The sequence below is a fragment of the Pantoea sp. X-Soil-ISGK-285 genome, from assembly GCF_059730815.1.
In genome coordinates this window covers 381808-394371 of the sequence record NZ_AP035939.1, presented here as the reverse complement: position 1 = coordinate 394371, position 12564 = coordinate 381808, and the positions used below count along the sequence as shown (strand labels likewise).

The 12564-nt window shown below is 54.7% G+C and carries 16 protein-coding genes and 1 riboswitch; of the genes, 12 read left to right on the top strand and 4 right to left on the bottom strand.

Annotated features, from left to right (window positions below; all coding sequences use genetic code 11):
* Positions 1 to 15 precede the first annotated feature (15 nt).
* The gene (locus AC6I8B_RS21140) at positions 16 to 1047 is read left to right on the top strand and encodes a methionine synthase (RefSeq protein ID WP_010670701.1); all 1032 of its coding nucleotides are present in this window, start codon (positions 16 to 18) and stop codon (positions 1045 to 1047) included.
* A 127-nt stretch (positions 1048 to 1174) separates the two neighbouring features.
* Here the strand turns inward: AC6I8B_RS21140 and AC6I8B_RS21135 are convergent, their stop codons facing one another.
* Positions 1175 to 1753: an XRE family transcriptional regulator gene (locus AC6I8B_RS21135; protein WP_157353365.1), complete on the bottom strand. Its 579-nt coding sequence runs from the start codon at positions 1751 to 1753 to the stop codon at positions 1175 to 1177.
* Between the two features lie 63 nt (positions 1754 to 1816).
* Here AC6I8B_RS21135 and AC6I8B_RS21130 point away from each other — a divergent pair, with 63 nt between their 5' ends.
* The 3 genes from AC6I8B_RS21130 to AC6I8B_RS21120 all read left to right on the top strand — a co-directional run bounded on the left by AC6I8B_RS21130 (position 1817) and on the right by AC6I8B_RS21120 (position 3769).
* Positions 1817 to 2329: a GNAT family N-acetyltransferase gene (locus AC6I8B_RS21130; RefSeq protein WP_157353366.1), complete on the top strand. Its 513-nt coding sequence runs from the start codon at positions 1817 to 1819 to the stop codon at positions 2327 to 2329.
* Positions 2330 to 2525: 196 nt separating this feature from the next.
* Positions 2526 to 3155, top strand: a complete 630-nt coding sequence (locus AC6I8B_RS21125) for a LysE family translocator (RefSeq protein ID WP_157353367.1) — start codon at positions 2526 to 2528, stop codon at positions 3153 to 3155.
* Positions 3156 to 3340: 185 nt separating this feature from the next.
* On the top strand, positions 3341 to 3769 hold the full coding sequence (locus AC6I8B_RS21120) for a GFA family protein (protein ID WP_157353368.1): 429 nt from the start codon (positions 3341 to 3343) through the stop codon (positions 3767 to 3769).
* Positions 3770 to 3860: 91 nt separating this feature from the next.
* Here the strand turns inward: AC6I8B_RS21120 and AC6I8B_RS21115 are convergent, their stop codons facing one another.
* Positions 3861 to 4415: a P-loop NTPase family protein gene (locus tag AC6I8B_RS21115; RefSeq protein WP_332837921.1), complete on the bottom strand. Its 555-nt coding sequence runs from the start codon at positions 4413 to 4415 to the stop codon at positions 3861 to 3863.
* Positions 4416 to 4689: 274 nt separating this feature from the next.
* Between AC6I8B_RS21115 and AC6I8B_RS21110 the strand changes: the two genes are divergently transcribed.
* From AC6I8B_RS21110 to AC6I8B_RS21075, 8 genes are all read left to right on the top strand, one after another.
* Positions 4690 to 5577, top strand: a complete 888-nt coding sequence (locus tag AC6I8B_RS21110; RefSeq protein ID WP_232526469.1) for a hypothetical protein — start codon at positions 4690 to 4692, stop codon at positions 5575 to 5577.
* Positions 5578 to 5845: 268 nt separating this feature from the next.
* Positions 5846 to 6964, top strand: coding sequence for an alkene reductase (locus AC6I8B_RS21105; RefSeq protein ID WP_033760155.1), 1119 nt, complete (start codon positions 5846 to 5848; stop codon positions 6962 to 6964).
* Between the two features lie 16 nt (positions 6965 to 6980).
* Positions 6981 to 7295, top strand: a complete 315-nt coding sequence (locus tag AC6I8B_RS21100) for an ArsR/SmtB family transcription factor (protein WP_033786852.1) — start codon at positions 6981 to 6983, stop codon at positions 7293 to 7295.
* 248 nt (positions 7296 to 7543) lie between these two features.
* Entirely contained in the window at positions 7544 to 8089 is a 546-nt protein-coding gene (locus AC6I8B_RS21095) for a cysteine hydrolase family protein (protein ID WP_157353369.1), read from the top strand.
* A gap of 63 nt (positions 8090 to 8152) precedes the next feature.
* A riboswitch (TPP riboswitch) is annotated at positions 8153 to 8272 on the top strand.
* A 131-nt stretch (positions 8273 to 8403) separates the two neighbouring features.
* Complete coding sequence (locus tag AC6I8B_RS21090; RefSeq protein ID WP_157353370.1) at positions 8404 to 9342, top strand: FAD-dependent oxidoreductase; 939 nt, start codon at positions 8404 to 8406, stop codon at positions 9340 to 9342.
* A complete protein-coding gene (gene thiS, locus AC6I8B_RS21085; protein WP_033760164.1) occupies positions 9332 to 9529 on the top strand; it encodes a sulfur carrier protein ThiS in 198 nt (65 codons plus the stop codon). Before AC6I8B_RS21090 ends, thiS begins: the two co-directional genes overlap by 11 nt.
* A gap of 2 nt (positions 9530 to 9531) precedes the next feature.
* Positions 9532 to 10290 (top strand): thiazole synthase, encoded by a 759-nt coding sequence (locus tag AC6I8B_RS21080; RefSeq protein ID WP_010247482.1) that lies wholly within the window; start codon positions 9532 to 9534, stop codon positions 10288 to 10290.
* 9 nt (positions 10291 to 10299) lie between these two features.
* The gene (locus AC6I8B_RS21075; protein WP_061902250.1) at positions 10300 to 11268 is read left to right on the top strand and encodes a HesA/MoeB/ThiF family protein; all 969 of its coding nucleotides are present in this window, start codon (positions 10300 to 10302) and stop codon (positions 11266 to 11268) included.
* A 9-nt stretch (positions 11269 to 11277) separates the two neighbouring features.
* On the opposite strand, the gene AC6I8B_RS21070 is transcribed toward AC6I8B_RS21075, so the two are convergent.
* Both AC6I8B_RS21070 and AC6I8B_RS21065 read right to left on the bottom strand, forming a co-directional pair.
* Positions 11278 to 11691, bottom strand: coding sequence for an ASCH domain-containing protein (locus AC6I8B_RS21070; RefSeq protein WP_033768582.1), 414 nt, complete (start codon positions 11689 to 11691; stop codon positions 11278 to 11280).
* 252 nt (positions 11692 to 11943) lie between these two features.
* Entirely contained in the window at positions 11944 to 12486 is a 543-nt protein-coding gene (locus tag AC6I8B_RS21065) for a DsbA family protein (RefSeq protein WP_033768581.1), read from the bottom strand.
* Positions 12487 to 12564 lie beyond the last annotated feature (78 nt).

The window sequence follows — 12564 nt, the reverse complement described above, 5'->3', positions numbered from 1 at the left end:
AGAAGGTCACCTGCTATGAAAACCTTATTACCGACATCAACTGCTGGCAGCTTGCCTAAACCCTCCTGGATTGCGCAGCCAGAGGTGCTCTGGTCACCCTGGAAACTGCAGGATGAAGAGTTAGTTGACGGCAAAAGAGATGCGTTGCGTCTGTGTCTGGACGATCAGGTTCGGGCCGGTATTGATATCGTCAGTGATGGCGAGCAGACCCGTCAGCACTTCGTGACGACGTTTATTGAACACCTCAGCGGTGTGGATTTTGAAAAGCGTGAAGTGGTTCGAATCCGTAATCGCTATGATGCGAGCGTCCCGACCGTGGTGGGTGAAGTCTCACGTCAGAAACCCGTATTTGTTGAAGATGCGAAAATCCTGCGTAAGTTGACCGATCGTCCTATTAAGTGGGCGTTGCCGGGTCCGATGACGATGATCGATACCCTTTATGACAATCACTATAAAAGTCGCGAAAAACTGGCCTGGGAATTCGCAAAGATTCTGAATCAGGAAGCCAAAGAATTAGAAGCCGCTGGCGTGGATATTATTCAGTTTGATGAGCCTGCGTTTAACGTCTTTTTCGATGAAGTGAACGACTGGGGCATCGCCGCGTTAGAGCGCGCTATCGAAGGTCTGAAGTGTGAAACCGCGGTTCATATCTGCTACGGCTACGGCATTAAAGCGAATACAGACTGGAAGAAAACTCTGGGCACGGAGTGGCGTCAGTACGAAGAGGTCTTCCCAAAATTACAGCGTTCGGCTATCGATATTGTCTCCCTGGAGTGTCAGAACTCGCGGGTTCCAATGGATCTGATCGAGCTGATTCGCGGTAAAAAAGTCATGGTCGGTGCCATCGACGTGGCAACCCATACCATTGAGACACCTGAAGAAGTGGCGAATACGCTGCGCAAAGCGCTGCAGTTTGTGGATGCTGAAAATCTCTATCCTTCAACCAACTGCGGCATGATTCCACTGCCGCGTCAGGTTGCCAATGGCAAGCTGCATGCGTTAAGTGCGGGCGCTGAGATTGTCCGCAGAGAGATTCTGGGGAAATAATCTTTCCCTGAGCAGATTCAGTCCGGCTGTCGATTTGATTTCTAAAAGGCGATCAATAGCCGGACTGAGTGACAATCATCCCTCTGCCAATGGTCGATTTACTCAGGGATTTATGCCGTCTGCCTGCTCAGGCAGGCCGGAGTGCGATAACGGCATATCGACAGCCCTGAGCCGTTTTATTTCTGAACACGCAATCAGCCGGATCGCCCAGTTCCAGACAGTCGCCAGCAGCCATCTCATAGGTGCTGGAACCTGCTTCAAAAGTCAGTGTCCCTTCAATTACCCATATCAGCTGGCGTCTTGAAACATAGGAGATTGCCGGCATCGGCACAGCGGTATTTGCCGGCAGTTCGACACTGACCAGATCGACCGGCATCTCGCCCGGTGAAACGTGGCGACGCAGATAGCCGGTTTCCGGATCCTGCCACACCGGCTGATTTTCATGCCTGACCAGCGTCCCGGTTTGCACTTCAGTCTGAGCAAGCAGCTGTGAGATAGTCATATCAAACGAGCCTGAGAGGCGCGCTAACAAAACCGCCGTCGGGCTGCTCTCCCCACGCTCAATCTTATGGATCATTGCCCGTGAAACGCCTGAGTTATCAGCCAGCTCGGTAAGTGACCAGCCGCGTTTTTCCCTTTCCTCTTTTACCTTCTGACCGATGCGGATGTTCAGGCTGTCTTCTTTGCTGGACTTTTTATCTAACATAATGGATAAGTATCATAGTGAACAATTCATCTACTTTAGTGAGTGAGCAAAGGGGTGTCCACCATGATTATCCGTGCGGCTGTAGAAAGCGATGCTGAAATCATCGCAGAGATTTATAACGATGCGGTGCTTAACACCACAGCCATCTGGAATGAAAATCGTATTGATGTGGCTAACCGCATCGCGTGGATAAACAGCCGCCAGCAGGCCGGTTTTCCTGTGATTGTGGCGACAGACGACAATGATGATACCGTGCTGGGATATGCCTCTTATGGTGACTGGCGTCCATGGGACGGATATCGTCATACGGTTGAGCATTCGGTTTATGTTCATAAAGATGCACGAGGTAAAGGCGCGGGTGCCGCCCTGATGCAGGGGCTTATCCAGCTTGCTCGCGAAGCCGGGAAGCACGTTATGGTGGCGGCGATTGAATCGGAAAATGCAGCATCCATAGCCCTGCATAAAAAACTGGGATTTATTGAGTCTGGCAGAATGACGGAGGTTGGAACTAAGTTTGGACGCTGGCTGGATTTGACATTTTTGCAGCTGCGTCTGGATGACCGTAAACGACCCTGAGTTTTCCCTTAAAGCGAATCCTTTGATGATACTTCCGGCAGGATGCCGATCCCCGCAGAAGAAAGCTATCTCTGGAAAACGTTTGATTGCTGCAGACCGTTTAAAGCGAGAAACGAAGCCGCAACGAACCAGGGGATAGCAAATTTGCACGTCAGCCGATATAACAGATTAATAACAATCCATCGCAGAGGACATCATGGCGCTTTCGCACGAATTAATCCTGATCTTCACCACCTACTTTGTCGCTACAGCCAGTCCCGGGCCAAGTAATATGGCGATAATGGGAACGGCAATGAAAAAGGGCAGGGGTGCCGCACTGGCGTTGGCTGCGGGTGTCGTGAGTGGTTCGATGCTCTGGGCGCTGCTGGCCGCCTGCGGTGTGCTGACCGTGCTGGCAACCTTCGCACAGTTGCTGATCGTGTTAAAAATTGGCGGAGGGTTATATCTGTTATGGCTGGCGTTTAAAGCCGGCAAATCTGCGTTACGCCGCACTGAGGCCAGCGATTTTAAAGCCAGCGATGAGCGTGTCGCGTATGGCAGACTGTTCCGTCAGGGGATACTGATGCATATCGGCAACCCCAAAGCGATTCTTACCTGGGTGGCCATTATGTCGTTTGCACTGAAGCCGGATGTGGTCGCCGCCACGCTGCCGATAATCATCTGCGGCTGTGCGGTGATTTGCGTGGTTGTGTTCGGCGGCTATGCTCTGCTGTTCTCAACCGCCGTGATGGGCGCATTTTACCGTCGCATTCGTCGTGGACTTGATGTGCTATTAGCCTGCTGCTTTACGCTGGCAGGGCTGAAACTGGTATTCAGCCGCAGTTAATACTGATGAAGGTGTACGAGGGGTTATCCGCTTCTGGCTCAAATCCGCAAAAGATCATGCAATGAGCCGGAGCGGCATTAAATTAACAAGGTTGCGGTAGCGCTACTGCAGCCCCTTACTTAAACACCACTATGATCAGGCAAGTAGTCAGACAAACCAGGAATCTGAGTGAACAGGATGATGAAATGAAAGGCGCATGTCTGTGTGAAACCGTTGTTTTCGAAATATCAGTAACCCCCACGCGCTATTACCGTTGTCACTGTTCTTTGTGCAGAAAACAGAGCGGAACCGGCTATAACCTGGCAACGATCGTAAAAGAGAGTGATTTTAGCTGGATTTCCGGTGAGAGCCAGATCGCGTCATGGCGCAAACCCACAGGTTATCGCAACGATTTTTGCGCCAGCTGTGGCTCCACAGTGCCTAACCGGTTGCTTGGCAGGCCTTATATCTGGCTTCCGGTTGGTTTACTCAATGAGCCTGCCGATATGCAGTGCACTGGTGATTATTGTACTGATGACGCCATGCCCTGGGACACAATCCGTTCCGAGACAAATCATGCCGGGCCGGTAGAATCGCTGGACTCTCTTCTGACAAGCTTAATGCTTTTTGATTGAGGGCAGTGGTGCTTCTTTGTTATTCAAAAAGGGTTACTGAGTCAGAGCGACCCTATTAACGGAAAACAGACGTTATTCCGGCAGCCTGTATTCATAGATCATTATTCGTTAGCTGTAATTCCCAGTAGTCAGAACAGGCTTTAACATCGCGGGGAGAAGGAAGCAGAAGTTTTGGCAGTCTGACCTGGTCGTAAAGCTTTTTATGGCGCTTTCGATTCTGCGGGGCAGTACGGAGAATATATTTCAACATCTCCAGGCTCATCGGCTCTCTGCCCATCCCCAGACCGCCAATACGCGGCGTGGATGAATAACATCTGCGAATGTACCGCAGCAGTGCCACTGTCACTTTTACATCCAGCAGAATTAAGCCTGTGGCACGCGCGAATCGTACTTCAATGCATTTGGTGTAATTACCCTCCATCACCCATCTTTCCTGGCTCACCGCTTCAGCATGCAAACGGAGAAATTCTGCCGGTGCTCTGGGCATCCATTGACTGTCCGGAATATGGTGAAGCTGATCCAGATGAACTGCTGGTAGATCTGTTTTGCGAGCAATGGCCTCAGCTAAGGACGATTTTCCGCTGTTCGAGGGACCCATAATACAAATGCGTGGCCCAAGCGCGTCCAATGGAAGTGCACTATTCACAACGTCTCCTCTGAATTAACCCTGTCTGAAATGGATAAATGCGTACTGCTCTGAAACTTTCCTGTGCACCCCGCAAAGTCTTAAACGCTGCCGGGAGCCGTTGGCTGGTCAGCCTGGGGATTCTGAACCTTTTCTGGATCAAAGTCAGGCCGCAGCGGCGATGATAGCCAGACTTGCCCTGAGACGTCTTAACCCAGGCAGCAATAAGATTTCGGTAAAGATTGGTTACATTTTGCCGATAAATTGTTCAACCAATCAAACCGTAGAGGGCATTATGGGGTTAATCAATGGCGTGACAACAGAGGTGGCAAGAGGATATTTAGCCACGCTCACCGTAACAAACAGATCTGAGAACACGACTAAAGAAACTATTACCGGAAAAGAATTACCTGCCAGTGTGGTGGTGATCTCGCCCGAGGCAAGAGCGCGCCTGGTGCAGGCTATCGCTGAGCCCATTACGGCAGAGCAGCAGGCCAAAAATTCAGAGGAACTGGCAAAGACAAAGTCATCCGGTCAGGGACCGTCCGTTAACCTCGGATATGCGTTATTCAACGATCCCTACACCAGCTGGGACGCCAGAACATTTACTCCGCTTCTGAGTATGACGGCTGCCAATACGCAGACCGCTATGGATGAGTTTGCCGCTGCACTCCATGAGGTGCTGGCTGAGGGCCAGGTGGGCCGTAATCAGTACGATAATTCGGATACCTCGGAAGCCATGGCGCTGACCCTGACGCAGTCTAAGCTCCATAAACTGATAGAAAAATATGTCTCCGGCGATAACCAGAAGCAGGCGAATGAGATTGCTGATGAGATGATAAGCGTCAAAGTTGCCATTCGTGAACGTCAGACGTTGCTGGGAGCACAGGATACGCTGGCGTTAGCCATACGTCATGGAACACGCGACATGCAGGAGAGCGCACGTGACTATCTAAGCCAGGTTAAGAGCGCAACCGCACGGCCACAGGCGGAGCTGGCCGGGATGATGGAAGCCATGAAGTCGGGCCGTGATATGGAATCTGTCTTCAGCACCTTTGCCGATTTGATTCGTGCCACGCCGAATCCTGACAACAAAGCACAGCCCTCCATTGATGGCGCACTCAGTCAACTGGAGGTTTATCGCCAGCAGTGGCAGGCGTTCACTGAAAAATACGCTTCTTAATGTTCTTATGATCCTGCAGGCAGCACCTCCGTCCCGGCGAAGCAATTTGCCTGAAAGCGGCGTCTGCAGAATCTCCTCCTGGCGTTACGCAGTCAGGCGCTGCGCTGAGAGACTGTTAATCCCACGCGCTGTCAGCACTCCACCCAGAAAGTGACCCTCTGCCAGAAACCGCAGATACCGCTCCGGACAAAAAGCACAGATTACACATTTACAAATTTAAATGTGTAAATATAATGTCGCCTCTTCACACATCAGAGGATTTTTTGTCATGCCGTCACTTTTTACCCCCTTGAGTCTGGGCGACCTTCAGCTTCGTAACCGCATTGTACTGCCGCCGCTGACGCGCTGCCGCAGTGAACAACCGGGCAACATTCCCGGCGAGATGATGGTGGAGTACTACCGCCAGCGTTCCAGCGCGGGACTGATGATCACCGAAGGCACCCAGATTGAGCCTCGCGGGCAGGGCTATGCATGGACGCCGGGGATCCACAGCGAAGCGCAGATCGCCGGCTGGAAAAAGGTTACAGAGGCAGTACATCAGCAAGGGGCCACGATTTTCTGCCAGCTCTGGCATGTTGGCCGCGTGTCGCATAATGAACTGCAGCCGGGCAAGCAGGCACCCGTTGCCCCTTCAGCCATTGCAGCCGATAACGTCCGGGTATTTATTGAAACCGGACCCGGCGCCGGCATATTGACCGCACCCAGCGAGCCACGCGCACTGACTACATCGGAAGTTAAAGAGATCGTAGAGCTTTACCGACGCGCGGCGGAGAATGCCAAAGCGGCCGGTTTCGACGGTGTGGAACTGCATTCCGCCAACGGTTATCTGATTAACCAGTTTATTTCTGAGCACACCAACTTCCGTACGGATGAATATGGCGGATCTGCTGAGAATCGTCTGCGCTTCCTGCGAGAAGTCGTTGAGGCGGTCAGCTCGGTATTTGGCAGCCACCGCGTTGGCGTCAGATTTGCGCCTCTGTTTACCAGTACCGACGAAGAGCGCGTCTATCTCGGTCTGGTTGAAAGTGATCCACACGCGACCTACATCCGCGCAGCAGCACTGCTGAACGAGCTGGAAGTTGGCTATCTCTCCATTGCTGAAGCCGACTGGGACAACAGCCCGGAGATGCCAGAGAGCTTCCGGGTCGCGCTGCGGGAAACATTCCGCTCTCCGATCATCTATTCGGGTCGCTACACGGCTGAAAAAGCACAGCATGTGCTGGAAAAAGGCTGGGGCGATCTGTTTGGTTTTGGCCGCTCATTTATCGCTAATCCCGATCTGCCCGCGCGGATTAAATCAGGATATCCGCTGAATGAGGTCGATCACGCCTCCCTGTATGGCGGCACTGAGAAAGGCTATACTGACTATCCATTTTATCCATCCTGATATTCTGTGAGGCGGCATGTCACCCGAAAATGCCCTGAAGTTACTGTCCAACCCGACCAGAGTGGCAGTGCTGAAGTGGCTTAAAGATCCTGACGAAGCGTTTGCGGGCTATACCCAGCTCTATCCCTTCGATCAGTATGGCGTCTGTGCCAGCCTCATACAGGACAAGGCGGGCTTATCACAGCCCGCCACCTCGTTATGCCTGAAAGCACTTCACAATGCGGGGCTGGTTGAAGCCAGCAAAGTCGGGAAATGGACTTACTATCGCCGCGCCGAACCGCGCATTCGTGAAATAACCGATGCGGTAACCCAATCGCTGCAGGCGCTTTAAAAGCGACGGCGTACAGGGTAATGTAGATGTCAGCGCCATCCTTCTGAGGGTGACTTCACCGAACGCATTAACTCAGGGTCAGAAAATGTTTATGTCAGTTCAGTCTTTCACCACCGTCACCACCACCACCGCCTCTGGCGGCGGCGTGAGCGACTCTGTGACTGGCACCTGACACAACAGATTCTCACTCCCCGCCGAACCGGACGGGGAGCTGTTCTCCGTTCTTAAAAACTGAATGGAGACAGGTCATGGTTACATCTGAAAGTGCACTTTTAATTATCGACATGCAGCAGGGCCTTTTTAATGGTCCGGAGGCTCCCTTCGCCGCAAATTCGATCTTGTCGAACATCTCACTTCTCATTACTAAAGCCCGGGCTTCTGCCGTCCCCCTCTTTTTCGCACGACATATCGGCCCGGATGATTCCCCTTTTAACGAGCAAAGCCCGCTGACGCGCCTGATCCCGGAATTGCAGGTTAACCCGCAGAGTGATGTCGTCTTCACCAAAAGATATCCCAGCTGTTTCAGGGATACTGGCCTGCAGCTTCAGCTGAAGCAAAAGGGCATTAAGCAACTGGTGATTGCGGGGATGAAAACGGAGTTCTGCGTTGATACTACCTGTCGGGCAGCCCCGGAGCTGGGTTTTAACGTCGTACTGATTTCCGATGCGCACACCACCGTCGATAATCCCCACCTCTCTGCGGAGAAGATTATTGCGCATCACAACCAGACGCTGGCGGGCCCCTTTTTGACGCTGGCAACCGCAACTGACTGGCATTTCGGTTCTGCCGGTTAAGTCCGATTTTCTGACCCGGTTCCATGCAGTCTGCTTGACGAAGCTGTCTGCTTAACTTACAACTAAACCCGTCAGGGGAGTCTCGCCAGAGAGACTGAGAGGCTAATAGCGCACCGCGCGGCTTAGCGACCCTTAGAACCTGACCCAGTTGATACTGGCGTAGGAAGACGGGTATCTCATCAGATACTTGCCGCAGGGGCGCATTCGCAACGTTCCTGCCTTTTCCCTCTGTATCATGGGTCTTCGTTAACTGATAACGAGGCCACATTGAAAAATCTCATCCTGAATCTTTCTTTTCCTGTCCGGTGGACACCATGAGCCGCTGGTCGGTGCTCGGCAGCGGCGTTGCCGGGCTTTGTGTCGCCACGCTGCTGCTGGAGCGGGGAGAAACGGTCGAAGTTATTACTCAGCCTGACTGCCGTGCGGCCTCGCACTGGGCGGGCGGCATGCTCGCGCCCTGGTGTGAAGCAGAAAGCGCACCGCCACAGGTGATCGAATGGGGCCAGCACGCGGCCAGCTGGTGGGCGAAACGCGTTGATGGCGTGGAACAGCAGGGTACGCTGGTGGTTGCTCCGCCGCGTGACAGCCGCGAACTGACGCGCTTCGCCAGCATGACGCAGCAGCATCAGTGGGTCTCTCCCGGTGACATTGAGCCCGCGCTGGAAAACCGCTTTGCCCGCGGCCTGTTTTTCGCCGCAGAGGCGCATCTCGAACCGCGCCGCGCCTTGCAGCAACTGCGCGACAAACTGCAACAGGCTGGCGTCCTCTTTCACAGCGGTAAACCCGGCGGCAAAATCATCGACTGCCGTGGCATCCACGCCACCGATCGGCAGCCCGCCCTGCGCGCCGTGCGGGGCGAAATGGTGATCCTGCACACATCCGACGTACAACTCTCCCGTCCTGTCCGGCTGCTGCACCCGCGCTTTCCCTGCTATCTGGTGCCGCGTGACGGGGGCCACTTCATGCTGGGTGCCACCATGGTGGAAAGCCACGACAGCAGCCCGATCAGCGCCCGGGCGATGATGGAACTGCTCAGCGCCGCTTACAGCCTGCACCCGGCGCTGGCTGAAGCGCGGATTGTGGAGAGTGGCACCGGTCTGCGTCCTGCTTATCGGCAGAACCTGCCGGAAGTCCGCTACGAAAATGGCCGTTTCTCACTTAACGGCCTCTACCGCCACGGCTTTTTGCTGGCCCCGATCATGGCTGAAAAACTTATGTTGCAACTGACTCAGGAGATGACTCATGCGCGTTGAACTGAATGGCCGCACGATTGAAACCAGCGCAACGACGCTGGCGGAACTTATGGCGGAGCAGCAGATCGATCCGCGGACCGTCGCCACCGCGCTGAACGGGGAGTTTGTACCGCGTAGCCGCTATGCCAGCCAGCAACTTGAGGCGGGCAACCAGCTCGAAATCCTGTCACCGATGCAGGGAGGTTAACCATGTTCTATCAATTTACTCCGCAATCCCGATTTCTGCTCGGCACGGCCGGTTATCCGTCACCGGACATTCTGCATCAGGCGATCAACGCGTCAGGCGCGGAGATTATTACCGTCAGCCTGCGACGGGAAGGCAGTGAAGGCGGCGCTTTCCGCACGCTGCTGCAACAGCTCAACAAACGTATTCTGCCGAATACGGCGGGTTGCCACACGGTGAAAGAGGCGGTGACGACGGCGCAGATGGCGCGTGAACTGTTCGACACACCGTGGATCAAGCTGGAGGTGATTGGCCATGCCGACACGCTGCAGCCCGATCCTTTTGCCCTGGTTGAGGCCGCACGGATTCTCTGCGCTGACGGATTCCAGGTGTTTCCCTACACTACGGAAGATCTGATTGTCGGCGAAAAATTGCTGGAAGCGGGCTGTGAAGTGCTGATGCCCTGGGGCGCGCCGATCGGCTCCGGCCAGGGGCTGCGTAATATCGAGGGGCTGCGCGCTATGCGTGCGTGGTTTAAAGATGTGCCGTTGATTATTGATGCGGGCATTGGCGCACCTGGCCAGGCGGCTCAGGCGATGGAGATGGGTTTTGATGGCGTGCTGCTCAACACGGCGGTGGCAAAAGCGCGCGATCCGGTGCGCATGGCCGGTGCCTTTGCTGCTGCGATCCACGGCGGACACGAGGCGTTTCAGGCGGGATTGATGGAGCAGCGCGACATGGCGTCTGCCTCTACGCCCATTTTTGGTCTGGCACAATTCAGTTAAGGAGCAGCGATGGAGCGTTATCAGCGACAGACGATGTTGCCAGAGATTGGTGAAGCGGGGCAGCAGCGGCTGAGAAGGGCAAAGGTGCTGGTGGTGGGCGCGGGCGGGCTTAGTGCAACGCTGCTGCCGTTACTGGCAGGCGCGGGTGTGGGATTTATCCGTCTTTACGATGGCGATCGGGTTGAACTGCACAACCTCCACCGGCAGACGCTGTTTGGCATCGACGATGTGGGTCAGCAGAAAGTATTTTGCGCTCAGCGTGCGCTGGCGCAGCGCAATCCTGACTGTCGCGTTGAGGCGCATCCACACGCGCTAAGCGCCAGTCAACTGCCGCAGGCGCTGGAGGGAATCGATCTGGTGGTGGATGCGGCGGATAACTTCGCTATTACTTATCAGCTCTCCGATGTCTGTTATCCGGCAGGCCTGCCGCTGATCTGCGCTTCGGTGCTGGGACGCAAAGGCTATGTTGGCGGATTCTGTGGCGGTGCGCCTGGCTATCGCGCGCTGTTCCCGCAACTGCCCACGGCCTCGGGTAACTGCAATACGGCAGGCGTAATGGGACCGGCGGTAGCGACGCTGGGCGCAATGCAGGCACAGATGGCGCTGAGCGTATTGTTAAAACTAACGCCATCGCCGCTCGGCTGCATGATCCACTGTGACTTTGTTGACTGGCATATCAGGCAGTTTCGTTTTGATGACGCACCTGAACCTGACGCGCCCGGCACGCCCTTTATCGATCGGGCCATGCTGATGGAGGATGATTGCATAGTGGAGTTGCGCAGCCTGGAAGAGGCACCGGTCAGTGTGGCCGAGCGGGTGGTGCGAATTCTGCCGCAGCAGATAGCGGCCTGGCAACCGCCGGTCAATCAGCGTGTGGTACTGGTGTGTGCCAGTGGCATGCGCGCAGCCCAGGCGGCTGATAACCTTGCCGCGCGGGGGATTGCGCGGCTTGCGCTGATGGCGGCAAACACGCTGTAACGTGCCGGTTTAGACTACCTCGACCAGCTGGAACGTCTCGAAGATCAGCTCCATTTCGCTGTGAAAATAGCCTTCACGCTCGAAGTAGCGCTGATGTTCCTGACGCCAGTGGTCGAGGCTCAGATCGCCTTCACCCTCCAGCATCGCCATCTCTGGCGTGACGCGATCAAAGCGCGTCAGAAACAATCCGGTGGTGCGGATCACGCAGACGGGCTGCTGTTCGCCGTTGAGAACAATGCTGTAACCGCCCGGTTGAGGCAATACTTCCTGATCCTGCCAGCTCCGCAACGACCCGCAGGTGGCCACTTTCTTACCGGCAATAATCAGCGTTGCGAGCTCGCTGGCTAATTCCGGGGAGTCACCAAATGCATCTGTGAAGGCACCCGGATATTTGTCCTGCAGTTGTTGCAGCGTCATCGTCATCAGCAAATCCTCAATGAATTAGGCGTGCGGGCCCGGCGTAACGTCAGGTTATCGCCATGCAGGCCAGCGGTGCCGTTAAGATGAACAACAGCAGCGGCTTTAATCCCACCGTCTGCTGCTGATAGCGGTACAGCTTAACCGGCCTCCACATGGGAAAACAGGCTTAATTATCAGGATATTGAGTTTGCGCGTGAGTGGGGTCGCAAAGGAGAGACTCAGTCTGGCGCGGCCAGGCACAGCCGCGCACTAAGATTAACGAATCAGAAAGCTTGCCCAGTGCGCTATATCGTCACCGCTGCTGATTTCGGGCTGTACCAGGCCGTTAACCATAAAGGTTGGTGAAACGTGAATGCCGTTCTGACGGGCATACTTGCAGTGCCATTTAATGGCGTTCTGCAGGTCGGGCTGATCAAACGCGGCGCTGGCATTCACGCCGCTGTAATCTTTCAGGCGGGCGAGGATCTGATTCGGCGTGGCATCGCGGTTCGGACCGGTACAGTGATCGGTGAACTCAAACTCTTCACGGTGATCGGCCACCGCCTGCATCACCTTTTTCGCGGCCTCTTTACTTTCGCAGGCGGCGGCAAGGATATAGCGCACTATCAGCCCGGAATAGAGGTGCCACGGCTGTGATTGCAGACGGATCTTCAGGGTGATGTTCTCTTCACCCGCGTGCGCCAGTAACGCGTCGAATTTATTGAAGGCGCGCACCGAAAAAGGACAGGTGGGTTCCAGAAAGACTTCAAATATCTCAGGGCCGTGGCCCCATACCAGTACATCAGCGTGCTGACTCATCGACAACTCCTTGAACATTAACGAGACGGGAAACCTGTTTACCCTGGCAAATCCCTCTGACATCAGCCAGTTAAGAAT